This window comes from Herbaspirillum sp. FG34, assembly GCF_057809315.1.
In genome coordinates this window covers 184,780-208,111 of sequence record NZ_JBMDJS010000009.1, presented here as the reverse complement: position 1 = coordinate 208,111, position 23,332 = coordinate 184,780, and the positions used below count along the sequence as shown (strand labels likewise).

The window sequence follows — 23,332 nt, the reverse complement described above, 5'->3', positions numbered from 1 at the left end:
CACGTCAGGGCTGGTGGCACCACCACCAGCCCTGACGCGCGCCTTGCCACCCCGCCTTCTGGGGGCAACGCATCTCACAGATTGAATGTGAACAGGCCCTAGTTCTTTCGAACTAGTCGGGCCTAGTCCGCCTGCAGGAGGCAGGCACACAAGCTGGCCAATAGGCGCAGCGGCGCGGCTTGCCTACACTTTCCTACAGTCAACGCAGGTGGGATGCTCACCCACGCAACCGAGGATTCACGATGAGTCATTTTCTGGACCGATTGAAGTTCATGTCACGAGTGAAGTCGACCTTCGCCGATGGACATGGCGCGGTGGTCAACGAAGACCGCCAATGGGAAAACGCCTACCGCAGCCGCTGGCAGCATGACAAGGTGGTGCGCTCCACGCACGGGGTCAACTGCACCGGCTCCTGCTCCTGGAAGGTCTACGTCAAGAACGGCCTGATCACCTGGGAAACCCAGCAGACCGACTATCCGCGCACCCGCCCCGACCTGCCCAACCATGAACCGCGCGGCTGTCCGCGCGGCGCATCCTACAGCTGGTACGTCTATTCGGCACAACGCGTGAAATACCCGATGATCCGTGGGCGCCTGATGCAGCTGTGGCAGGAAGCGCGCCGCACCCTGGACCCGGTCGAGGCCTGGGCGGCCATCACCAGCGACGCCGCCAAGGCCGCCAGCTACAAGTCGATACGCGGCCTGGGCGGTTTCGTGCGCGCCGACTGGGATACTGCCAACGAAATCATCGCCGCCGCCAATGCCTATACCATCAAGCAATATGGTCCGGACCGGGTGATCGGCTTCTCGCCCATCCCGGCCATGTCGATGGTGTCCTATGCGGCCGGTGCGCGTTACCTCAGCCTGATCGGGGGCGTGCCGCTGTCCTTCTACGACTGGTACTGCGACCTGCCGCCGGCCAGCCCGCAGATTTGGGGCGAACAGACCGACGTGCCGGAATCGGCCGACTGGTACAACTCCACCTACCTGATGGTATGGGGTTCCAACGTACCGCAAACCCGCACGCCCGATGCCCACTTCTATACCGAGGTGCGCTACAAGGGGACCAAGACGGTGGCGGTGTCCTCGGACTTCGGCGAGATGGTCAAGTTCGGCGACATCTGGCTGGCGCCCAAGCAAGGTACCGACGCCGCCCTGGCCATGGCCATGGGCCATGTAGTGCTCACGGAATTCCACCAGGCCGAGCACTCGGCCTACTTCCGTTCCTACGTCAAGCAATACACCGACATGCCCATGCTGGTGCGGCTGGTACAGCGTGACGGCCACTACCTGCCGGACCACCTGCTGCGCGCTTCGCAATTGCCGGGGCAGCTCGAAGAAGCCAACAATGCCGACTGGAAGTCGCTGGCCATCGATGCAGCCACTGGAGAGATTGTCGCCCCCAACGGCTCCATCGGCTACCGCTGGGGCGAAGGCCTGGTCAATGATGGCGCCAAAGTGGGCCGCTGGAACCTGGAAAGCCGCGATGGCCATTCGGGCCGCGAGATCGATCCGCTGCTCTCGCTGGTGGCGCAGCATGATGAGGTGGTCACGGTCGCCTTCAACTATTTCGGCGGCGACGATGCCCAGCCGCTGGCACTGCGCCAGGTACCGGTGCGCCACGTGCGCCTGGCCAATGGCAGCACCGCGCTGGTGGCGACCGTGCATGACCTGATGATGGCCAACTACGGCGTCGACCAAGGCCTGGGGGGAGAGATCGCCCACAGCTATGACGACGATGTGCCCTACACCCCGGCCTGGCAGGAAAAGCACACCGGCGTCAAACGCGAACTGGTGATCCAGGTGGCGCGCGAATTTGCGCAGAATGCCCACGACACGCAAGGCAAGAGCATGGTCATCGTCGGCGCGGCGCTGAACCACTGGTACCACAACGACATGATCTATCGCGGCATCATCAACCTGCTGATGATGTGCGGCTGCATCGGCAAGTCCGGTGGCGGCTGGGCGCACTACGTCGGGCAGGAAAAGCTGCGTCCGCAATTCGGCTGGGCACCGCTGGCCTTCGCCACCGACTGGGTGCGCCCGCCGCGCCAGATGAATGGCACCAGCTTCTTCTATGCCCATACCAGCCAGTGGCGCCATGAAAAGTTGGGTATCAATGAGATCGTTGCGCCCACGACGGACCAGGACAAGCTGTCTTCCCTGAGCATGATCGACATGAACGCCCGCTCCGAACGCATGGGCTGGCTGCCCTCGGCCCCGCAACTGGAAACCAATCCGCTGGACATCTGCGACAGCGCCCGCGCGAAGGGCCAGACGCCGCAGGATTACCTCAAGGAAGCGCTCAAGTCGGGCACCGTCAACATGAGCTGCGACGACCCCGACAATCCGAAGAACTTCCCACGCAACATGTTCGTCTGGCGCTCCAACATCCTGGGCAGTTCCGGCAAGGGTCACGAGTATTTCCTCAAGTACCTGCTGGGTACCCAGAACGCCCTGTTCGACGATCCCGACGAAGCCATCAAGCCCAGCGAGGTCAAGTACCGCGCGCAAGCCGCCGAAGGCAAGCTGGACCTGCTGGTGACGCTGGACTTCCGCATGAGCACCACCTGCCTGTACGCCGACATCGTGCTGCCCACTGCCACTTGGTATGAAAAGGATGACCTGAACACCTCCGACATGCATCCCTTCATCCATCCGTTGTCCGAAGCCGTGCAGCCGCTATGGGAAAGCAAGACCGACTGGGAGATCTACAAGGGCATCGCCAAAAAATTCAGCGAGATCGGTGGCGAGTATCTGGGCACCCGCAGCGACATCGTGCTGCAACCGCTGATGCACGATACCCCGGGTGAACTGGGCCAGCCCTTCGAGCCGAAGGACTGGAAAAAAGGCGAGTGCGACCTCATCCCCGGCAAGACCGCCCCCAACTTCGTGGTGGTGGAACGCAACTACAAGGACATCTACAAGAAGTTCACCTCGGTCGGCCCACTGCTGGACAAGCTGGGCAACGGCGGCAAGGGCATCAACTGGCAGACCGGCCATGAAGTGGGTGAACTGGCTGCCCTGAACAAGCGCGTGACCGAACCTGGCGTGAGCCAGGGCCGACCACGCCTGGACAGTGCCATCGACGCCTGCGAGATGATTCTCTCCTTCGCGCCGGAAACCAATGGCCACGTCGCCGTCAAGGCATGGGAAGCGCTGGGCAAGATCACCGGGCGCGACCACACCCACCTGGCGCAGGGGCGTGAACACGACAAAATCCGTTTCCGCGACGTGCAGGCGCAGCCGCGCAAGATCATCTCGGCGCCCACCTGGTCCGGCCTGGAATCGGAAGAAGTGAGCTACAACGCCGGCTATACCAACGTGCATGAACTGATCCCCTGGCGCACCCTCACCGGTCGCCAGCAGTTCTACCAGGATCACCGCTGGATGCTGGATTTCGGCGAAGGCCTGTGCGTCTACAAACCGGCCGTCGATACCAAGACGGTAGCGCCGATGCTCAACCGACAGCCCAATGGCGAAAAGGAAATCGTGCTCAACTTCCTCACGCCACACCAGAAGTGGGGCATCCACTCCACCTATTCGGACAACCTGCGCATGCTCACCTTGAGCCGCGGCGGGCCGCACGTGTGGATCTCCGAAGACGACGCCCGTACGGCCGGCCTGGTGGACAACGACTGGGTGGAAGTCTTCAACAGCAACGGCACGCTGAGCGCGCGCGTGGTGGTGAGCCAGCGTATCCCGGGCGGCATGTGCCTGATGTATCACGCCCAGGAAAAGATCGTGAATACCCCCGGTGCAGAATTGAGCGGCAAGCGCGGCGGCATCCACAACTCGGTCACGCGGGCAGTGCTCAAGCCCACCCACATGATCGGTGGCTATGCGCAGCTGTCGTATGGCTTCAATTACTACGGCACGGTCGGCAGCAACCGCGATGAATTCATCGTCCTGCGCAAGATGAGCAAGGTGGACTGGCTGGATGGCGACAAGCAAGAAAGGACTGCATCATGAGAATTCGCGCACAAGTGGGCATGGTGCTCAACCTGGACAAGTGCATCGGTTGCCACACCTGCTCGGTGACCTGCAAGAACGTCTGGACCAGCCGCGATGGCGTGGAATACGCCTGGTTCAACAACGTCGAGACCAAGCCCGGCATCGGTTATCCAAAGGAATGGGAAAACCAGAAGAAGTGGAACGGCGGCTGGCTGCGCAACGCCAGCGGCAAGCTCGAACCGAAACAAGGTGGCCGGCTGCGCATCCTGGCCAATCTGTTCGCCAATCCCAACCTGCCGTCCATCGACGATTACTACGAGCCCTTCACCTACGACTACGACCACCTGCAAAAAGCCCCGCTGATGGCCACTCCGCCGACGGCGCGACCGGTGTCGGTACTGACCGGCAAGAAGATGGACAAGATCACCTGGGGCCCCAACTGGGAAGACGACCTCGGTGGCGAATTCAGCGCGCGCAGCAAGGATGCGCTCTTCGAGGGCGTGCAGAAGGAAATGCACAGCACTTTCGAATCGACCTTCATGATGTACCTGCCGCGCCTGTGCGAACACTGCCTGAACCCGGCCTGCGTGGCCTCTTGCCCCTCGGGCTCGATCTACAAGCGCGAGGATGACGGCATCGTGCTGGTGGACCAGGACAAGTGCCGCGGGTGGCGTATGTGCATTTCCGGTTGCCCCTACAAGAAGATTTATTACAACTGGAGCTCCGGCAAGGCCGAGAAATGCACCTTCTGCTATCCGCGCATCGAAGCCGGCCAACCGACCGTGTGCTCGGAAACCTGCGTGGGCCGTATCCGCTACCTTGGCGTGCTGCTCTATGACGCCGACAAGATCGAAGCGGCTGCCTCGGTGGCCGATGAACAGGACCTGTACCAGGCGCAACTGGACTGCTTCCTCGATCCGCACGACCCGGCCGTGATTGCCGAGGCGCGCCGCCAGGGGATTGCCGAGAGCTGGCTGGAGTCGGCCCGCAGATCGCCGGTGTACAAGATGGCGATGCAATGGAAGATCGCCTTCCCGCTGCACCCGGAATACCGCACCCTGCCGATGGTCTGGTACATACCGCCGCTGTCGCCCATCCAGAAGGCCGCCGAGGCCGGCCACATGGGCATGACCGGCATCATCCCCGATGTGAAGTCGCTGCGCATCCCGGTGCGCTACCTGGCCAACCTGCTGACCGCCGGCAAGGAAGCGCCCATCCTGAGCGCCCTCGAACGCCTGTTGGCCATGCGCGCCTACAAGCGCGCCGAGACCGTGCACGGCCAGCAAGATGACGCCGTGCTGCAGCAGGTCGGCTTGACGCCGGCCGAGGTCGAGGACATGTACCAGACCCTGGCCATCGCCAACTATGAAGACCGCTTCGTGGTGCCGTCCTCGCACAAGGAAATGGTGGAAGACAGCTTCAACGACAAGGGCAGTTGCGGCTTCACCTTCGGCAACGGCTGCTCGGGCGGTGTCTCTGAGGGCAGCCTGTTCGGCAAGAAGCCGCAAGGCAGCGTGATCTTCGTGGACATGCCCAAGTCGCGCAAGAAGACCGCCCTCACCGAATGAACGGAGACCACACCATGCCCAACGACCTTCACCCTTGCGCCCAGGCCGTGCCGCTCTACCGCATCGTCTCGGCGCTGATGAGCTATCCGCAACCGGACCTGATCGCGGCCCTGCCCGAGATCGGCGCAGCACTGCAAGCCGAACCGGCCCACCGGAGCGTCTTGCAGCCGCTGCTGGATCATCTGGCCGGCACGCCCCTGATCGACTTGCAGGAGGCGTATGTCGATACCTTCGACCGCAGCCATGCGCTCTCGCTGCACCTGTTCGAGCACGTCCACGGCGAAAGCCGCGACCGTGGCCAGGCCATGGTCGATCTGCTGGACCAATACCGCGCCCATGGCGTGGAGCCGGCCGAGACCGAGCTGCCCGACTACGTGCCGCTGTTCCTGGAATTCCTGAGCCTGCTGGAACCGACCACGGCCGAGAACCTGCTGGGTGAAGCCATCCACGTGCTGGCCGCCATCGGCATGCGGCTACAGAAGCGGGACAGTCCCTACGCCAGCCTGTTCCTGCTGCTGACCACGCTGACCGAAGTCGAACCACGCGAACAGGACGAGCCGCCCGTGCGCGACATGGATGAAGCCATGGAAGTCTTCGGTCCCGGTGCCGATGGCGTGGAACCGCTGCTCAAGCCGGCAATCGGCGGCGTGCAGCCACTGCACTTCCATCCCCGACCGCCGGCCCGCCAGGCCGGTCACTGAGCCCAGCCCATCCATTCGCCTGAATCGGGAGATCATCATGAATTACCTGCATCAATTCCTCTACGGGATCTATCCCTACATCGCGCTGGCCGTATTCCTGCTGGGCAGCCTGGTGCGCTTCGAGCGCGAGCAGTACACCTGGAAGAGCGACTCTTCGCAACTGCTGCACGCCGGTCGTCTGCGGCTGGGCAACATCCTGTTCCATGTGGGCGTGCTGGGGCTGTTCTTTGGTCACCTGGTGGGCTTGCTCACTCCGGTGGCGGTGTGGGATGCCATCGGCGTGACGCACAGCTTCAAGCAAGCGGTGGCCATGGGCGCCGGTGGCGTATTCGGCACGCTCTGCCTGCTGGGCTTGCTGATCCTGATCCATCGCCGCTGGACCGATGCGCGCATCGCCGCCGTCACCCGCCCGTCCGACAAGCTCCTGCTGCTGTGGCTGCTGGTTACGCTGGGGCTGGGCTTGTCCACCATCGCCGAATCGGCCCAGCATCGCGATGGTCACATGATGGTGCTGCTGATGACCTGGGCCCAGCACATCATCACGCTGCGCGGCGACGCTGCCAGCTTCATCGAGGGCGCACCGCTGCTGTTCAAGCTGCACCTCTTCATGGGATTGACGCTCTTCGTGATCTTCCCCTTCACTCGACTGGTGCACGTCTGGAGCGGCTTTGCTTCGGTCACCTATCTGAGCCGCGCCTGGCAACTGGTGCGTCCGCGCTGAACGAGGAGAATCACCATGCCCGTGATCGTCAACGACTACGAACTGAGCGACGCCGAGATGGCACAGGAACTGGCCGCCCGCGATGAGCAGGCACCGGATCTGCAAGCCGCCATGACCACCGTGGTGCTGCGCCGACTGCTGCTGGAACAGGCGCAGCAACTGGACCTCGCAGAAGCCGACGAAGACGTCCGCATCGAAGCCCTGCTGCAACACGAAGTCCATGCACCGGTGCCGGACGAGGAAGAATGTCGGCGCCACTACCAGGCCGCACCGGAACGCTTCACTGTGGGCGCACTGGCCGAGGTCAGCCATATCCTCTTCCAGGTCACGGAAGGGGTAGACCTGGCAGCGCTGCGCCTGCATGCCGAATCGGTCCTGGCCGAGCTGCTGGCGCAACCGCAGCGCTTCGCGGCACTGGCTGCCGCAAATTCCAATTGTCCTTCCGGCGCCCACGGCGGCAGCCTGGGCCAGATCACGCGCGGCACCTGCGTACCTGAATTCGAAAAGGCCGTCTTTTCCGCTCAGGCCGGCAGCATCCTGCCGCGCCTGGTGGAAAGTCGCTTCGGCCTGCACATCGTCCAGCTCGGCCGCAAGTCAGACGGCGAGGCGTTGCCCTTCGAGGCCGTGCGCGAGAACATCGCCCGGGCCCTGCAGCGCGCCAGCTTCGACCGCGCCGTGCGCCAGTACCTGCAATTGCTGGTCGGCCGCGCCCGCATCTCCGGCATCGACCTGCCGGGCGCCGGCACGCCGCTGGTGCAATGACACTGACTGGCTGAACCATCATGCCCTTCCCCTCTATACCCGCCGATCGCCCGGTCCTGCAGGACCGCTTCGGCCGCCGCATCAGCTATGTACGGCTGTCGGTCACCGATCGCTGCGACCTGCGTTGCAGCTACTGCATGCCCAAGGGATTTAACGGCTTCGAGGAGCCGGCCAACTGGCTCGGCTTCGACGAGATCAGCCGCGTCATCGCTGCCTTCGCCCGCCTGGGCGTGGGCCGCGTGCGGCTGACCGGTGGCGAGCCGCTGTTACGGCGCCACCTGCCGGTCCTGGCTGCGCAACTGTCGGCACTGCCGGGCGTGGAGGAATTGTCCTTGTCCACCAATGCCACGCAGATGCACAAGCACGCTGTGGCCTTGCGGGCGGCGGGCGTGACGCGCATCAACGTCAGCCTGGACAGCCTGGAGCGCGCCTGCGTCACCCGCATCACCGGGCGCGACAGCCTGGAAAGCGTCATGGCCGGGCTGGCTGCGGCCAAGGCGGCGGGTTTCGCGCCCATCAAGGTCAACATGGTGGTGCTGCGCGGGGTCAATGAAGATGAAATCCCGCGCATGGCCGAGTTCTGCTTCGACCAGGGGTTCATCCTGCGCCTGATCGAAGCCATGCCCATGGGCGAGACCGGCCGCCACAGCGGCACCGTCGACATCGGCCCGATCCGCGAGCAACTGGTCGCGCGCTTTGGCTTGCAGCCGCTGGCCGCCGAGCTGGGCGGCGGACCGGCGCGCTACTGGCAGCGTAGCGATGGGGGCGGGACCATCGGTTTTATCTCGCCCATCAGCCAGCATTTCTGCGCTACCTGCAACCGCGTGCGCCTGTCGGTGGATGGCACGCTTTATCTGTGCCTGGGCCAGGAGGCGAAGGTCGAGCTAGGTCCTTTACTGCGCGCCGGCATCGATGATGCGGGCCTGGAAGAGGCCATCCGCCTGGCCATCGAACTGAAGCCGGAACGCCATGAATTTCAGGAACAGCCGCGCAAGATCATCCGCTTCATGTCCCAAACGGGGGGATAACGCGTTGCAGCGACACCGCAGAACAAGCATGGGATAAGTGAAGGAAAGTTGACTTCACCCCCATGATTTTCACCTCGCGAAGGCATAGACTGCCTGCTTGCGCGCCGCCCGGAACCGTCATGCCCTCTCTCACCGCCCCACTGCTGCCCTTGCCGCCCCACAAGCGGCTGACCTTCCGCATCCTGCTGATGACCCTGGTCGGCCTGGGCCTGACCATGACGGCCATCGGCTATACCCTGCTGCTGTCCTGGCAACTGGAAGGAGGCGGCACCGTCATCAACGAAGCCGGTAGCCTGCGCATGCGCTCCTACCAGCTAGGTCTGGCGCTGGAACACCAGCAGGCGCGCAACACCGTGCTGCACGAGATCGAGCGCTTCAGCCAGATCCTGGAAGTACTGCAGACCGGGCAAGCCGGACAGCCCAGCTTCGTTCCGCCGCGCGGACCCATCCATGAGCAATTGCTGCAGGTACAAGGCCAGTGGCAGCAGCATATGCAGGTCCATGCCAGGGATGTGTTGCAGGCGGACGATCGCCAGCAACGCCAGCAGGCGCTGGCGCAGTACCTGCAGGAACTGCCCGATTTCGTAGGCGAGATCAACCTGCTGGTGGCCCTGGTGGAAGCAGACCTGACCGGCAAGACCACCTGGCTGCGGCTGTGCCAGACGGCACTGATCTTCCTGGCGCTGGCCGCCAGCATCGCCGTGCTTTACCTGCTCTACCTGTGGATCGTCGGTCCGGTGCGGCGCTTGCAGGCGGGGATTGCGCGCATGTCGCAAAACGACCTGGACGTGCGGCTGGCCATCGACAGTGAAGATGAGTTCGGTCAACTGGCGCAAGGCTTCAACCAGATGGCCGACCACGTGCAGGGAGTGCATCGCACCCTGGAAGAACGGGTCGCCGATAAAACCGCACGCTTGCGCGAGCAGAATGAAGAAGTCGGCACGCTCTATGAAATCACCGACTTCCTTTCCGGGGCACATGCCATCGAGGCGCTGTGCAGCGGGTTCCTGCGCCGCATCATGCAGCGCCTCCAGGCCGATGGCGGCACGGTGCGCATCCTCGATGAACGCGGCAACCTGTATATCGCGGTGCACGAAGGCATTTCCGAACGCATCATCGATGAAGAGCGCTGCCTCAAAGTCGGTGATTGCCTCTGTGGCACCGCGACCTCGCAGGGCATCATCCTGGTGCGCGATTTCCGCGAACTGGACCAGCAGCGCCGCTATCGCTGCCAGGAAGAAGGCGCGGTATCGCTGGGCATCTTCCAGATCCAGGTGCGCGAACAGGTCGTCGGCAGCTTCTCGCTGCATTTCTCGCGCGAACGCCAGGTCAGCGAAGAAGAACGCCGACTGCTGGAAACCCTGGGCCGGCACCTGGGCTCGGCCATCGAGAACCAGCGTCTGATTGCGCGCGAAAAGGAATTCGCGGTCTCCCACGAGCGCAACCTGATGGCGCAAGGGCTGCACGACAGCATCGCCCAGGGCCTGAACTTCCTGAACCTGCAGGTGCAGATGCTGGAAGATTCGCTGGCCCGCGAAAACCTGGGTGAAATCCGTGACATCGCGCCCCTGCTGCGCGCCGGGGTGCAGGAAAACTACGAAGACGTGCGCGAGCTGCTGCTGAACTTCCGCAGCCGTCTGCAGGGCAGCGACCTCGAATCCGAGATGCGCAAGGCGGTCGAAAAACTGCAGCGCCAGAGCGGCTTGGAGGCTCACATCGAGATCGCCGGAGACGGACCGCCGCTGGCGCCGGAACAGCAATTGCAGGTGCTGTTCATCCTGCAGGAAGCCCTCTCCAACATCCGCAAGCATGCCCAGGCCAGTCGGGCCAGGATCGAGGTCGACAATGGCAGCGACTTCTGCCTCACGGTCAGCGACGACGGCCACGGCTTCCAGCTCGACCAGGCGCGCACCAAGGGCAGCGAACACGTGGGCCTGCGCATCATGCAGGAGCGCGCCGAACGGCTGGGCGCGCATCTGGACATCGCCAGCCAGCCCGGCACCGGCACCCGCATTACCGTCAGGCTGATGCGGGAGGAACGGCTGGTCGCCTGAACGCAGTATCGAATTTTCAATGGAGCAGTCGCCGCATGAGCATCCGTATTCTCCTGGTCGATGACCATACCCTCTTTCGCAGCGGCGTGCGCCTCCTGCTGCAACGCCATCCTGAATTCGAGGTCGTGGGCGAGGCCGTCGATGGCCTCGATGGCGTCAAGCGCGCCCGTCAGCTGCGTCCCCACGTGGTCCTGATGGACCTGAACATGCCCGGCCTGTCGGGCCTGGAGGCGATGCAGTTGATCGTGGAGGATTTGCCTGAGACGGCTGTGCTGATGCTGTCGGTGTCAGAAGAAGCAGAGGACCTCAGCACGGCACTGCACAATGGCGCGGCCGGTTATCTGCTCAAGAACATCGAAGCCGATTACCTGGTGCAGGCCATCAAGCGGGCCGCCGCCGGTGAGCCGGTGATCTCGGAGGCGATGACGGCCAAGCTGGTGATGCAGTTCCGGGCCGCCAGACCGGCGGTTTCAGGCGATATGAAGGAAAAGTTGACCGCGCGCGAACGTGACACCATGCGCTGCGTCGCACGGGGCCAGAGCAACAAGGAGATCGCCCGCAGCCTGGACGTGGCCGAAAGTACAGTGAAGATTCATGTCCAAAACATCCTCAAGAAGCTCAACCTGAGCAGCCGCGTGCAGATTGCCGTGTATGCTGTGGAACACGGTCTGGACAAAACGCCCTGAGCGGCGTACCGTACCGCTCCCCCCGCGCCTGATGCGGGCGGCATTTCCGAGAGAAAACATGCAAAAGATCACCTTCCCGCTGCAAGGCCATCCCTACGTCGAGCTCAACCAATTGCTCAAACTCTGCGGCCTGTGCGACAGCGGCGGCGCCGGCAAGCAGCTGGTAGCCGACGGCCAGGTCAAGGTCGACGGCAAGCCGGAAACCCGCAAGACCTGCAAGATCACCGCCGGCCAGAAAGTCACGCTGGGCGACGTGCAGATCACGGTGCTGGCCGAATGAGCCCGCACGCCGGCGTCGACGCGCTACTGGACTTCTGGTTCGGTCCCGAGTGGGAGCAGCTCCCCGCGCATCAGGTGGCCGAACGCCAGAAGAAGCTCTGGTGGAGCAAGAACCCCGACATCGACGCCCAATGCCGCACCCGCTTCGAACCGCTGGTGCAGCAGGCAGCCGCCAACCAGCTCGACGACTGGACCGAATCCCCGCGCAGCATGCTGGCCCTGATCCTGTTGCTGGACCAGATGCCGCGCAATATCTACCGCGATACCCCCCAGGCCTTCGCCTTCGATGCGCTGGCGCGCCAGTGCAGCCACCTGGCGCTGGCCATGGGACTGGACGCCGCCTTGCCGCCGCTGGCCCGGGTCTTCGTCTACCTGCCGCTGGAACATGCCGAAGACCTGGACGACCAGGAGTATGTGGTGCAACTCATGGGCAGCCTGGCCAAGGCCGCCAGCGGCGAGGACAGGCCGAGCTTTGACGGTTATGCCGACTATGCGCGACGTCACCATGCCGTGATCAAACGTTTCGGTCGCTTCCCGCATCGCAATCGCATCCTGGGGCGTGACAGCACGCCGGAGGAAGTCGAATTCCTCAAGCAACCGGGCTCTTCCTTCTGAAGTTTTCGATGGCGGCAGACTGATTCGGGCTTTTGCTGGAGCGGCGTTTCCTTTTTCCCTAGACTCGCGGGCTTTCCCTTGCAGGATTTCCCATGCGTGGTCGCTCCCGTGGTTTTTCGATGATGGAAGTACTGGTGGCCATGCTGGTCATCGGCACTGGTGCCCTGGCCATCGCCATGCTGCAACTGCATGCGTTGCGCAGCAGCCGCGACAGCAGCCTGCATGCGCGCGCCACGCTGATGGCGCAAGAACTGGCCGAACTACGCGCGGCCTTGCCGGCTGGCACCGCCCCATCCGATACGCTACTGTTTTCGCTCACCACCGGCAAACCGCTCAGCGCCCCTGCCGATTGCGAACAGGCCGCCTGCAGCCCGACTGATTTCGCCCTGGTCAGCCTGGCCGACTGGAGTGGCAGGCTGGTACGCGACTTCCCCCATGTCCGTGTCACGGTCTGCCGTGACGGCCAGCGCGCAGCGCCGGAAGACTGGCGCTGCGACGCACTGGAGCACAGTCCGGTGGTCCTGAAAATGGCCTGGCGCCGCCTCGCTACGGGCAGTCCCGCTGCCGGTGGCACGACACCGCTGTTGAGCCTGACCCTGGGACATTGACGATGCTGTCCCGTCTGTCCCTCCCGATCCGAATGCGGCGCCTGCAGGAAGCCGGGCTGACGCTGGTCGAACTGATGATCGCGCTGGCCGTCGGCCTGCTGGTGGTGCTGGTTGCCGGCACCCTGCTGCAGCAGGCGCGCACAGCCTATCAGGAGATGGATGACGCCGGACGCGTCGAGGAGACTGGCCGGGTGGCCCTGGATCACCTGCAGCAGGTGTTGCGCCAGGCTGGCCACCTGCCTGTGGAGAGTCTCCCCGAGGGCGCGCCGCCGGCCCTGCTGGCCGGCCTGCGCGGCCTGGATGACAGCCGCCAGGCCGATGCACTCGATCCGGCCGCAGGACGCTTCGGCAGCAGTACCGGCGATGGCGTCAACCGCAGCGACCTGCTGATGCTGGGCTTCTTCGGCGCCCCGCGCGGCAGCCATGCCCAGCTCAGCCATTGCAGCGGCGCGCCGGCCCCGGTGAAGCCGCTTGAAGAAGCCGCACGCCACTGGGTCATCTATTTCATCGCCCCCGGCACCGGCGATGAACCCGAGCTGCGCTGCCGCTACCAGGGCAAGAACGGTGCCTGGACCTCCGATGCCATCGCCCGTGGCGTGGAAGCCATGCAGTTGCGCTACGCCATCGACAGCGACGACGATGGACGTCCCGACCGCTGGCTGGACGCCTCATCCATGCCTGCCGATGCCTGGAACCGCGTGGTGCTGGTGCGTATCGCGCTGCTGGTGCGCGGTCTGCAGCGACGCCCTGCGCCGCAGGATAGCGAGGCGCGCGCTTACGACCTCTTCCTCCCCGCGCGCCGCTCCGATCCCGCCTGGCGCGTCATCGAATCGGGCCAGGAACAGCGGCGCCGTGCGGTGTTCCAGGGCACCGTGATGTTGCGCAACCTGGTGATTGCGGAGCTCCGCCAATGAAGATTGCGACGCGTCCCGACCATCAGCACGGTGCCACCCTGATGATCACGCTCATGCTGCTGAGCGTGATCATGCTGCTGGGTGTGGCCACCACCTCGCTGCTCCTGCTGGAGGAACGCGGCGCGCGCAATCATCGCGAACATGCCCAGGCCAGACTGGCGGCCCAGGCGGCGCTGGAGGATGCCTGCGATGACCTGCGCTACCACCGCCACATCGATCCCGAGGAGTTTGGCGCGGCGCGCGCCTGCCGCACCGATGCCGCCGGCGCCGGCCTGTGCGTCGGCCAGCCCGAACATGCCGGCTGGGAGCCGGCCCAGCTGCACGGCGCCCGGGCAATCTCGGCTACCTACGGGCAATTCACCGGACGCCAGTTCCGCGCCCTGCCCGGCGTACCGATACCGCGCTATCTGATCGAACGGCTGGCACCGGTGGACCACAAGACTGCGGGCCGGCTTGCACAGGAACAGGCGTCCACCCCGCTCTATCGTCTCAGTGCCGTCGGCTATGGCCGGCATGGCGCCATCCTGGCCCTGCAGGCACTGGTGCGTTTGCCAGCCCGTCCGGCCAGCGCTCCTGCCAGTTGTCCGCTGCGGGCCTGGCGTCCTCTCTATCTGACTTTTACGGAATGAACATGTCTGTCCCCCTGCTCGCCCCTCCCTTGCCGCCACGCGGCTTCACCCTGCTGGAAATCCTGGTCAGCCTGGCCATCGTCATCCTGCTGGCCGCACTGGGCTGGAATGGCTACCGCCATATCGTCCAGAAAGCCGGCCGCGCCGAAGGACGCGCCGCCATTCTGCACGTGCTGCTGCAACAGGAACGCCACCATGCCTACCAGCACCGCTACCGGGCATTCCAGCCGGGCAACGCGGCGCAGGGATTCAAGTGGTATTCCGGTGCCACCCCGCAGACCAGCGCCTATGCTCTGTCGGCAAGAGCCTGCGAGGAAGAGGATCTCTCCAGCTGCGTGCTGGTCACGGCCACGCCCGGAGGCAGTGGCGTCAACAGCGGCTATGAGGATCGTCAGTGCGGCGTGCTGCAGGCCGACAGCCGGGGCAACCGCCGCGCTGACGGCAAGGAGTGTTGGTGACTCCATGCGTGCAACAGGATTTACGCTCATCGAGCTGATGGTGACCTTGCTCATTGCCGCCCTGGTGCTGGGGGTCGGCCTGCCGACTTTGCGACACTTGGCCAGCGAACACCAACTGGCCGCCGCCGGCAGCGATTTCTTCCACGCCGTGCAACTGACCCGCTCGGAGGCCCTGCGCGCCGGTCGCCGCGCCGAGATGCGTCCGCGTGACGGACGCGACTGGCAAAGCGGATGGGAGATCCAGGTCGGCCAACAGGCGGTGGCTCGCCATTCCGCCCTGGACGCCGGCATCGCCGTGGCCTATACCGTCGGCGGCGAGCTGGTGGCCTATCAACCGGACGGCCAGCCGGTCACGCGCGGCACCTGGTATTTCAGCGGCGGCGTGAATTCACGCGCCGTGGTGATCAATTTCCTGGGTCGGGTACGGATCTGCAATCCGGTGATCGACATCGAGTGCAGCCAGGCCGCCACCGAGTGAAGCAGGCGCAGACAGCCTTGCGGATGATCGCGCAAAGCCGTGTATATTGACGGGCATCCGGCCTCGCCCGTGGCAGGCCCTGCAGCCTTTTTCTTTTTTGCTCACCATGACTTCCACCGCCGACCCGCTCTACCAGTTCGATATCGAGAATGACCAGCAAGCCATGGCGCTGGCCTTGCTGCAGGCCGGCTTCGGCATGCTCGACACCACGCCCAACCCGCGCGTGGGCTGCGTCATCGTCAAGGAGCGGCGCATCATCGGCGCCGGCTTCACCCAGCCGCCCGGCGGTCACCATGCCGAGATCCAGGCCATGGCCGACGCCGCCGCGCGCGGTGCTGACGTACGCGGCGCTACCGTCTATGTCACGCTGGAACCCTGCAGCCATTTCGGCCGCACCCCGCCTTGCGCCGATGCACTCATTCGTGCCGGCGTGGCGCGCGTGGTGGCGGCCATCGCCGATCCCAATCCGCTGGTAGCCGGACAGGGCCTGGCCCGCCTGCAGGCGGCCGGCATCGAGGTGGCCTGCGGCCTGCTGGAAGAAGAGGCGCGCGAGATCAACATCGGCTTCCTGCATCGCATGCGCACCGGCCGCCCCTGGGTGCGCATGAAGAGCGCCGCCAGTCTGGATGGCAAGACCGCCCTGCACAATGGCGTGAGCCAGTGGATCACCAGCCAGGCCGCCCGCGATGATGGCCACATCTGGCGCGCCCGCGCCTGCGCCATCCTGGCCGGCATCGGCACCATCCAGAAAGACGATGCTCAACTGACCGTACGCGCCATCGACACCCCGCGCCAGCCGCGCCGCATCGTGGTCGACAGCAAGCTGATCGTCTCGCCCGAGGCGCGCGTCATCCAGGGTGGCAATACCTGGGTCTTCACGGCCACCGATGACCGCGAGAAACGCGCCGCCCTCGAAGCCGAAGGCGCCGAGGTGATCCTGCTGGCCAACGCCGAGGGCAAGGTCGACCTGCCCGGCCTGGTGCGCGAACTGGGGCAGCGGCAGATCAATGAACTGCATGTGGAAGCCGGCGCCAAGCTCAACGGCGCCCTGATCCGCGAAGGCTGCGTGGATGAACTGCTGGTCTACCTGGCCCCGGCCCTGATCGGCGATGGCCGCAACATGTTCGAGCTGCCGCCGCTGGAAGACCTGTCGGGCAAGATCGGCATCCACTTCCACGAGGTCAAGCAGGTCGGGCCGGATTTGCGTATCCTTGCCCGTTTCGCGTAAGTGATTTTTTGCTTTTTATTTCAGATTTTTTGTATCAGGACTGAATCATGTTTACAGGAATCGTTGCCGCCGTCGGCACCATCACCTCCGTGACCCCCTTGGCAGCTGGCCCCGAGGCCGGTGTTCGGCTGACCATCGATGCGGGCGCCCTGCCCATGGCCGATGTCGGCCTGGGTGATTCGATTGCGCTCAATGGCGCCTGCATGACCGTGGTGGAGAAGACCGAGCGCGGCTTCACCGTCGATGTCTCCCGTGAAAGCCTGCGCCTGACGGCAGGGCTGGACGTTCCCGGCGAAGTCAACCTGGAAAAGGCCCTGACCCTGGCCGAGCGCCTCGGTGGCCACCTGGTCTCCGGCCACGTCGATGGCCTGGGGCAGGTGCATTCCTTCGAGCCGGTGGGCGAATCGCGCGAGCTGATCGTCGATGCGCCCAAGGTCCTGGGCAAGTACCTGGCCTACAAAGGGTCGATCGTGGTCAATGGCGTATCGCTGACGGTCAACCGCGTGGAAGACCTGGCCGACGCCTGTCGCTTCTCCATCAACCTGATTCCGCATACCGTGGAAGTGACCACCCTCAAGCACCTGAAGGCGGGCAGCAAGGTCAATCTGGAGATTGACCTGATTGCGCGGTATGTAGAGCGCATGCTCTCGGCGAAGTAAGTTCCTGTCGCCCCTGCCAAGGCAGGGGCCTGGGGACGCCACCCGCCGACCCGCACCGCCAAGCTGCGCAAGACACCGGCTTTCCGCCTGCGCGGGGGCGACACGGAAGTGGACTATCGGCTAGCGATCACCGACAATGGCACTCCATTGACGACCCGGTTGTGCCTTGGAGCCCCCATGCATATCAAGTCCCTGACGATCAAGAATCTGCGCTCGATATCATCTGCCACCTTAGCACTGAACAAGCCAGGCGATACCGGGCTGAAATATCCCAACGTCAACGTCATTCTCGGTGGCAACGGCTTCGGCAAGACCTCTATCTTGCGCGCGGCGGCATTGTCCACCCTCGGTCCCTTGCTCAGCACTTCGTCCGGCTTCGTTGCCGACGGCCTCATCCGCCGACCTGACGGGTGGACGCAGCCCGTTCGCTCCACGAAGCGCCCCAGGCTTTCCGATCACGCCCAGATCGAGGCAGACGTCATTCTCGGCCCGGATGAATTGACCGTGACCTCAAGGTCGCGCTCGACAGCCATCAAGCTGACCTCTGAAATCCGTGCCGTCGGATCGGCGGAGATCCTGTCCTGCGAGGTGTCGCCGAAAGGGATGGAAAAAAAACTGATGGCAGCACAGTTCGAAGAATCCGACCCTGCATTTTTCGTCGCGGGCTACGGCGCGACAAGACGCGTCGAGGCGTCCTCGCGCGTGGATGAAAGCGCACGCTTGAAGTCGCGCCAGCGCAAGTATGAACGCGTGGCAAGCTTGTTCGAGGACCACGTCAGCCTGGTGCCGCTGTCGTACTGGCTGCCACAGTACGAAGATGCCAACAAGGGACGTTACAAACAGGTCGTCAACCTGATCAACCGCTTGCTGCCCGATGCCTGCCGCATGCAGGCAAAATCCACCAAGGTTTCCGCCACGCGCGAGCATCTCTTCGAAATGAATGGCGTGGCCCTGCCGTTTCGCGCGCTCTCGGACGGCTACAAGGCCTATGTCGGATGGATTGGCGACATGCTTTTCCATGTATGCATGGGCATCGGCAAGGGCTTGATGCTACGCGACATGCACGGTGTGGTCCTGATCGACGAAATCGATCTCCACCTGCATCCGGAATGGCAAAAGGTGGTCGTACCAACCTTGGCCGAGGCTCTGCCCAATGTGCAGTTCATCGTGACCACACATAGTCCGCTGGTAGTGGGCTCGCTTGAAGCTGGCAACCTGTTCACGCTCAGGGCGGAAAACAATGCCGTCGAGGTGACGCAATCCGCTGACAGGGTCCATGGCCGCAGTGCTGAACAAATCCTGCTCTCGCCCTACTTCGGCCTGCAAAGCACACGGGCTCCCGAGACAGCCGAACAGCTCGCACAGCTTGCGCGCGCGGCCGCCTCCGGCACCAAGGGCGCATCGGCCAGCTATCTCAGGCTACTGGCACAGGGCGCACCGAAAGCGGCAGCCACCTCCGGGAAGACAACGGGATCGGCACGTTCGACACGCGCCACGGCCAAGCGCAAGGGGTGAGGCATGATCCGCTACCCTATCGCATCAGAGGATCTGCTCGCCCTCATCAACGCCAGGAATGCAACCTGGATCTCGAGGGCAGAAGCGCGCACCAAGGATTACGCAGCGACAGGCGACTATACCGGCGGCACCGAGTTCTGGGGCCAGATCAAGCAGGTCTACATCACGCTCCAGCATGAAAAATGCGCCTATTGCGAAACCAAGCTGCAAGGCGCCATGCTGGCCAGCAAGGTGCATGAGGTCGAGCACTACCGCCCCAAGAGCAGTGTCAAGCGCTGGCCCGACCGCAAGGTCGAATACTGGAAGGATTTTCCGGACACCTGGCCACTCGGCGCGGACAGCAAAAAGGGCTATTACCTGCTGGCGTATCACCCGCACAACTATGCCATCGCCTGCACCCGCTGCAATTCGACCCTGAAGTCCAATTACTTCCCGGTGCGGGGAAAGCGCAACGTCGACGGCGGATTTCCCGAGCAGATGCGAAGTGAGCTGCCCTTGCTGTGCTATCCGATCGCATCAGTGGATCCGGACGATCCGGAAGACCTCATCACCTTCGACGGTCCCTTGGCCCAAGCCAGGTATCCTTCGGGACCAAAGCACGAACGCGCCGTCACCAACATTGCCTTCTTCCAGCTCAATCATGAAGATCTGGTTCTGCGCCGCTCGGAAGAAATCACCAATCTCTGGGATGCGCTGGAGATATTCAACAGCAATGCCAACCAGATAAAGAAAGATCGGGCTGCAAAGAAAATAGACAGCATGCGCAGCCCTACACACCAGTTCAGTGCGTGCCTCAATGCGTTTTACACGCTCTACGCTACCAACTACAAAAAAGCGGAAGAACTCGCAGACCTCATCTTCAAAGCGCTGCCAGCATGAGATTCATCCACGCATAGCACCACTACCTCGGCCTGAGGCCGGCTCAGGCCGGCTTGCCGGTACGCCGGGCCACCAGCTCGGCAATATGGCGCCGGATCTTCTCGCCGGCGGCCGGACCTTCAGCGATGATGTGCGTGGCCGCCGTGATGGGCTTGCCGGTCTCGGCATCCACCATCAGCGGGATGGCCTGCTTGCCGGTCTCGATATCGGTCAGGATCACGCTCTGCCCTTCCGGCGCGAAATGGCTGTTACCCCACTGCAGCAGAGCCAGCAGCACCGGCCGGAAATCCCGGCCGCGCGGCGTGAGGTGGTATTCGTAACGGGGAGGCCGTTCCGAATACAGCACCTTCTCCAGCAAGCCCTCTTCCACCAGCCCCGCCAGGCGGCGCGTGAGGATGTTGGGCGCAATCTCCAGGTGCTTCTGGAATTCATCAAAGCGCGTGAGCCCGTAGAAAGCGTCACGCAAGATCAGGATGCTCCACCACTCGCCCACGCGATCCAGCGAGCGGGCGATCGGGCACTGCATGTCATCAAAACGCTTGCGCTGCATGTCTTGCTCTCCATTGCTTGGCTCTACCATCGTCTGCCGCCCGGCCCGCCAAGCTTTTCGGCCGGCCCCGCAGGAGGCCCCGCATTGTGCCACGCCCAAGATCTGCATGAAGCTCAATGCGCATCGGCCGAGGGTGCCTTGGGCGGCGCCACCTTGCGCATGAACGGCACCATCAGTGTAGCGATCACGAAACAGCAGCCCACGGCGAGGAAAGCATCGGCAAAGGTCATTGTCAATGCCTCGCGATAGGTAAGCTGCCACAGCTGCCGCAAGGCCGCCGCCTGGCCCGCTAGGACATCGCCCAGTTGGGACGCGAGGTCGCCAGCCAATATACCCTGCCATTGCAGCATGGCCTCATTGACGCCGTTGAGGTGCTCGGCCAACCGCATGAAGTGCAGGTTGGTCCGGTCATTGAGGATGGTGGCGCACAGGGCGATACCGATGGCGCCCCCCAGGTTGCGCATCAGGTTGAACAGCCCCGAAGCGAACTTCAGCCGCGCCGGGGCCAGGCTGCCCAGGGTCAGCGTCACCGTCGGCGGCACCGCCAGTTGCTGGGCAACGCCGCGCAGGGCTTGCGGTAGCAGCAGCTGGGCCCAGCCCCAGTCATGCGTGATGGGAACGAACTGCCACATCGACAGCGTGAACAGGGCCAGGCCGATCATCATGATCCAGCGCAGGTCAAGGTGGCGCGTGAGCCAGGCATAGAGCGGGATGGACATGATCTGGAACAGCCCGGTGGAAAACACCGCCAGCCCGATCTGCAGCGCACTGAAGCCACGCACCCGGCCCAGGAACAGCGGCGTGAGGTAGATGGTGGCAAAGATGCCGATGCCGGTGACGAAGGAAAAGAAACATCCCAGCGCAAAATTGCGTTCCTTCAGCGCCCGCAGGTCCACCACCGGTTCGGCCGCACTGAGGCTGCGCCAGACGAAGAGCACGCCCGAAACTCCCGCTACCCAGGCAGTGGTGGCGATCGCCGGATCGCTCATCCAGTCCCAGCGCGGACCTTCTTCCAGCGTGTATTCCAGGCAACCGAGGAAGAGCGACATGAGCAGGATGCCCGGATAGTCGGCGCGCCGGAACAGCGACCAGTCCGGCAGGTCGATGCGCACCAGGCGCGGGACGGTGAGCGTGATGAAGATGCCCGGCAACAGGTTGATGAAAAATAGCCAGTGCCAGCTGTAGTGGTCGGTAATCCAGCCGCCGACGGTGGGGCCCAGCGTCGGTGCCAGCGAGGCGATGGCACCGATGGTGGAGGCGGCGATCACGCGCTGCTTGTTGTCGAAAAAAGCGAAGGCCGTGGTGAACACGGTAGGAATCATCGAGCCGCCCAGGAAACCCTGCAGGGCCCGGAACACGATCATGCTCTGGATATTCCACGCCAGGCCGCACAGCAGGCTGGTGAGGGTGAAACCGGCCGCCGAGAAAGCGAACAGCCAGCGCGTGGACATGGTGCGCGTCAACCATCCCGAGAGCGGGATGACGATGATCTCGGCGATCAGGTAGCTGGTCTGCACCCAGGTCGTCTCATCATTGCCGGCCGAGAGCCCGCCGCCGATGTCGCGCAACGAAGCCGACACGATCTGGATATCCAGCAAGGCCACGAACATGCCGATGCACATCACGCCAAAGGCGAACACCTTGGAGGACGTGCTCATCTGCGACGGCTGGATCAGCCGCGCCGCCGCTGCACTGGCCGCGTTCATGAACCCTGGCCCCGGCGGTCCACCCTGGCCACCACCGACAGCCCGGGTCGCAAGGCGTCGAGCACGCCGTCCGCGCTATCGAGCAGGATGCGCACCGGCACCCGCTGGACGATCTTGGTGAAGTTGCCGGTGGCGTTTTCCGGCGGCAGGACACTGAACTGCGCGCCGGTGGCCGGCGCCACGCTGGCTACATGACCATGGAAGACACGGCCGGGAATCGCATCGGCCTCGACCGTGGCGGGATTGCCGGGACGGATCCCGGCCAACTGGCTTTCCTTGAAATTGGCATCGATCCACAGTCCGCGCGCCGGCACGATCACCATCAACTGGCTGGCCGTGGCGGCATAAGCCCCGGTGCGGGCGCGGCGATTGCCGACCACGCCATCGATGGGCGCGCGCAATTCGGTATAGCGCAGGTTCAGTTGCGCCGCTTCCCGCTCGGCCCGGGCCTGGGCCAGTCCGGCCTCGGCCTGCTGGCGCCGGGTCTGGATCACTTCCAGCTGGCGCGTCGCCACGGCCAGGCCAGCCTGCGCCTTCTGGCTGTTGGCAGCGGCCTGGCGGAAATCGGCCGCAGCTTTCTGGGCACTCCGCACCGAAACGGCTGCGCGGTCGACCAGACGCTCGAAGCGACGGTCATCGTCCTGTGCCCGCACCAGCTCGGCCTGGCTGGCGTCGACCCCGGCACGGGCTTGCGCGATCAGGGCGGTCTGCACTGCGCGCGTGGCCTCCAGGTTGGCGATCTCGGCCTGCCGTGCCGCCACCCCGCCTTCGGCACGCGCCAGGGCGGCGCGGTAGTCGCTGTCGTCGAGTTTGGCCAGCAGGTCTCCGGCGTGCACGAACTGGTTGTCGGTCACCTGTACGGCCGCGATGTAGCCCGGTACCTTGGCACTGATGACGGTGATGTCGCCGCCCACATAGGCGTCGTCAGTGTCCTCCATGAAGCGCCCGTGCTGCCACCAATGCCATCCATAGAAGATCAGCACGATGGCTGCCGCCGCCCCTACGGCCAACCCCACATGCAGCCGACCCGCCATGGGCTTGCGGACCGCCTGGGGTGCGGGATCGGGTGAGGTAGGTGTCGCCATGGCACAGCTCCTTGCAAAGATCGATGAAAGAAAAAAATAACGGCGGCGCGGGAAGCATTGCCAAGTGACGCGGCCCATCAATGAGCAGCGGCAACGTCCTTCGGAATATGTAACTTCTATTTTGAAAGTTACTATACGCAATCAACTATCATTATGCAAGTTACTATGCCCGGCTGAGCCAAAATGAGACAGGAAGGCTGGGGCCAGCCTTGCTCCATCGGAGAGGGAGGAGGTGCAGGGGGAATGTGACCGGGGA

Annotated in this window: 22 protein-coding genes; 19 read left to right on the top strand and 3 right to left on the bottom strand. The window is 64.0% G+C overall.

The features are described 5' to 3' along the window. Positions 1-242 precede the first annotated feature (242 nt). The 19 genes from ACODSZ_RS13615 to ACODSZ_RS13525 all read left to right on the top strand — a co-directional run bounded on the left by ACODSZ_RS13615 (position 243) and on the right by ACODSZ_RS13525 (position 19,735). A complete protein-coding gene (locus ACODSZ_RS13615) occupies positions 243-3,971 on the top strand; it encodes a nitrate reductase subunit alpha (protein WP_488927794.1) in 3,729 nt (1,242 codons plus the stop codon). Continuing rightward, positions 3,968-5,521: a nitrate reductase subunit beta gene (gene narH / locus ACODSZ_RS13610; protein WP_488927793.1), complete on the top strand. Its 1,554-nt coding sequence runs from the start codon at positions 3,968-3,970 to the stop codon at positions 5,519-5,521. Before ACODSZ_RS13615 ends, narH begins: the two co-directional genes overlap by 4 nt. Before the next feature lie 14 nt (positions 5,522-5,535). Continuing rightward, complete coding sequence (gene narJ, locus ACODSZ_RS13605) at positions 5,536-6,222, top strand: nitrate reductase molybdenum cofactor assembly chaperone (protein ID WP_175344139.1); 687 nt, start codon at positions 5,536-5,538, stop codon at positions 6,220-6,222. A gap of 37 nt (positions 6,223-6,259) precedes the next feature. Beyond that, positions 6,260-6,943 (top strand): respiratory nitrate reductase subunit gamma, encoded by a 684-nt coding sequence (narI, locus tag ACODSZ_RS13600; RefSeq protein WP_175344140.1) that lies wholly within the window; start codon positions 6,260-6,262, stop codon positions 6,941-6,943. 15 nt (positions 6,944-6,958) lie between these two features. Next, the gene (locus ACODSZ_RS13595; RefSeq protein WP_488927792.1) at positions 6,959-7,705 is read left to right on the top strand and encodes a peptidylprolyl isomerase; all 747 of its coding nucleotides are present in this window, start codon (positions 6,959-6,961) and stop codon (positions 7,703-7,705) included. 20 nt (positions 7,706-7,725) lie between these two features. After that, positions 7,726-8,733: a GTP 3',8-cyclase MoaA gene (gene moaA / locus ACODSZ_RS13590; protein ID WP_488927791.1), complete on the top strand. Its 1,008-nt coding sequence runs from the start codon at positions 7,726-7,728 to the stop codon at positions 8,731-8,733. 119 nt (positions 8,734-8,852) lie between these two features. Then, positions 8,853-10,787: a type IV pili methyl-accepting chemotaxis transducer N-terminal domain-containing protein gene (locus ACODSZ_RS13585; protein WP_175344143.1), complete on the top strand. Its 1,935-nt coding sequence runs from the start codon at positions 8,853-8,855 to the stop codon at positions 10,785-10,787. Between the two features lie 35 nt (positions 10,788-10,822). Next, positions 10,823-11,473 carry a response regulator gene (locus tag ACODSZ_RS13580; protein WP_175344144.1) on the top strand — a complete coding sequence of 217 codons (651 nt, stop codon included), beginning with the start codon at positions 10,823-10,825 and terminating at the stop codon, positions 11,471-11,473. Between the two features lie 58 nt (positions 11,474-11,531). After that, a complete protein-coding gene (locus ACODSZ_RS13575) occupies positions 11,532-11,753 on the top strand; it encodes an RNA-binding S4 domain-containing protein (RefSeq protein WP_241820874.1) in 222 nt (73 codons plus the stop codon). After that, on the top strand, positions 11,750-12,367 hold the full coding sequence (locus ACODSZ_RS13570; RefSeq protein WP_008331470.1) for a DUF924 family protein: 618 nt from the start codon (positions 11,750-11,752) through the stop codon (positions 12,365-12,367). The genes ACODSZ_RS13575 and ACODSZ_RS13570 overlap by 4 nt, the downstream gene beginning before the upstream one ends. A 92-nt stretch (positions 12,368-12,459) precedes the next feature. Further along, positions 12,460-12,975, top strand: coding sequence for a type IV pilus modification protein PilV (pilV, locus tag ACODSZ_RS13565; RefSeq protein ID WP_488927790.1), 516 nt, complete (start codon positions 12,460-12,462; stop codon positions 12,973-12,975). Positions 12,976-13,007: 32 nt separating this feature from the next. Then, complete coding sequence (locus tag ACODSZ_RS13560; RefSeq protein WP_175344220.1) at positions 13,008-13,889, top strand: PilW family protein; 882 nt, start codon at positions 13,008-13,010, stop codon at positions 13,887-13,889. Further along, entirely contained in the window at positions 13,886-14,518 is a 633-nt protein-coding gene (locus tag ACODSZ_RS13555) for a pilus assembly PilX family protein (RefSeq protein ID WP_175344146.1), read from the top strand. The genes ACODSZ_RS13560 and ACODSZ_RS13555 overlap by 4 nt, the downstream gene beginning before the upstream one ends. Positions 14,519-14,520: 2 nt before the next feature. Continuing rightward, entirely contained in the window at positions 14,521-14,976 is a 456-nt protein-coding gene (locus tag ACODSZ_RS13550) for a type IV pilin protein (protein WP_241820876.1), read from the top strand. Positions 14,977-14,980: 4 nt separating this feature from the next. Then, positions 14,981-15,454, top strand: a complete 474-nt coding sequence (locus ACODSZ_RS13545; protein WP_488927789.1) for a GspH/FimT family pseudopilin — start codon at positions 14,981-14,983, stop codon at positions 15,452-15,454. A 106-nt stretch (positions 15,455-15,560) separates the two neighbouring features. Next, the gene (gene ribD / locus ACODSZ_RS13540; RefSeq protein WP_175344148.1) at positions 15,561-16,682 is read left to right on the top strand and encodes a bifunctional diaminohydroxyphosphoribosylaminopyrimidine deaminase/5-amino-6-(5-phosphoribosylamino)uracil reductase RibD; all 1,122 of its coding nucleotides are present in this window, start codon (positions 15,561-15,563) and stop codon (positions 16,680-16,682) included. Between the two features lie 47 nt (positions 16,683-16,729). After that, positions 16,730-17,341, top strand: coding sequence for a riboflavin synthase (locus ACODSZ_RS13535; RefSeq protein ID WP_488927788.1), 612 nt, complete (start codon positions 16,730-16,732; stop codon positions 17,339-17,341). Between the two features lie 177 nt (positions 17,342-17,518). Beyond that, a complete protein-coding gene (locus ACODSZ_RS13530) occupies positions 17,519-18,856 on the top strand; it encodes an AAA family ATPase (RefSeq protein ID WP_488927787.1) in 1,338 nt (445 codons plus the stop codon). Between the two features lie 3 nt (positions 18,857-18,859). Beyond that, complete coding sequence (locus ACODSZ_RS13525; protein WP_488927786.1) at positions 18,860-19,735, top strand: hypothetical protein; 876 nt, start codon at positions 18,860-18,862, stop codon at positions 19,733-19,735. A 43-nt stretch (positions 19,736-19,778) separates the two neighbouring features. Here ACODSZ_RS13525 and ACODSZ_RS13520 read toward each other — a convergent pair whose 3' ends face one another. From ACODSZ_RS13520 to ACODSZ_RS13510, 3 genes are all read right to left on the bottom strand, one after another. Further along, positions 19,779-20,285 carry a winged helix-turn-helix transcriptional regulator gene (locus tag ACODSZ_RS13520; RefSeq protein ID WP_175344152.1) on the bottom strand — a complete coding sequence of 169 codons (507 nt, stop codon included), beginning with the start codon at positions 20,283-20,285 and terminating at the stop codon, positions 19,779-19,781. Positions 20,286-20,398: 113 nt separating this feature from the next. Beyond that, positions 20,399-21,991: a DHA2 family efflux MFS transporter permease subunit gene (locus ACODSZ_RS13515; RefSeq protein WP_008331486.1), complete on the bottom strand. Its 1,593-nt coding sequence runs from the start codon at positions 21,989-21,991 to the stop codon at positions 20,399-20,401. Further along, complete coding sequence (locus tag ACODSZ_RS13510) at positions 21,988-23,076, bottom strand: HlyD family secretion protein (protein ID WP_175344153.1); 1,089 nt, start codon at positions 23,074-23,076, stop codon at positions 21,988-21,990. The genes ACODSZ_RS13515 and ACODSZ_RS13510 overlap by 4 nt, the downstream gene beginning before the upstream one ends. Between the last annotated feature and the right edge of the window lie 256 nt (positions 23,077-23,332).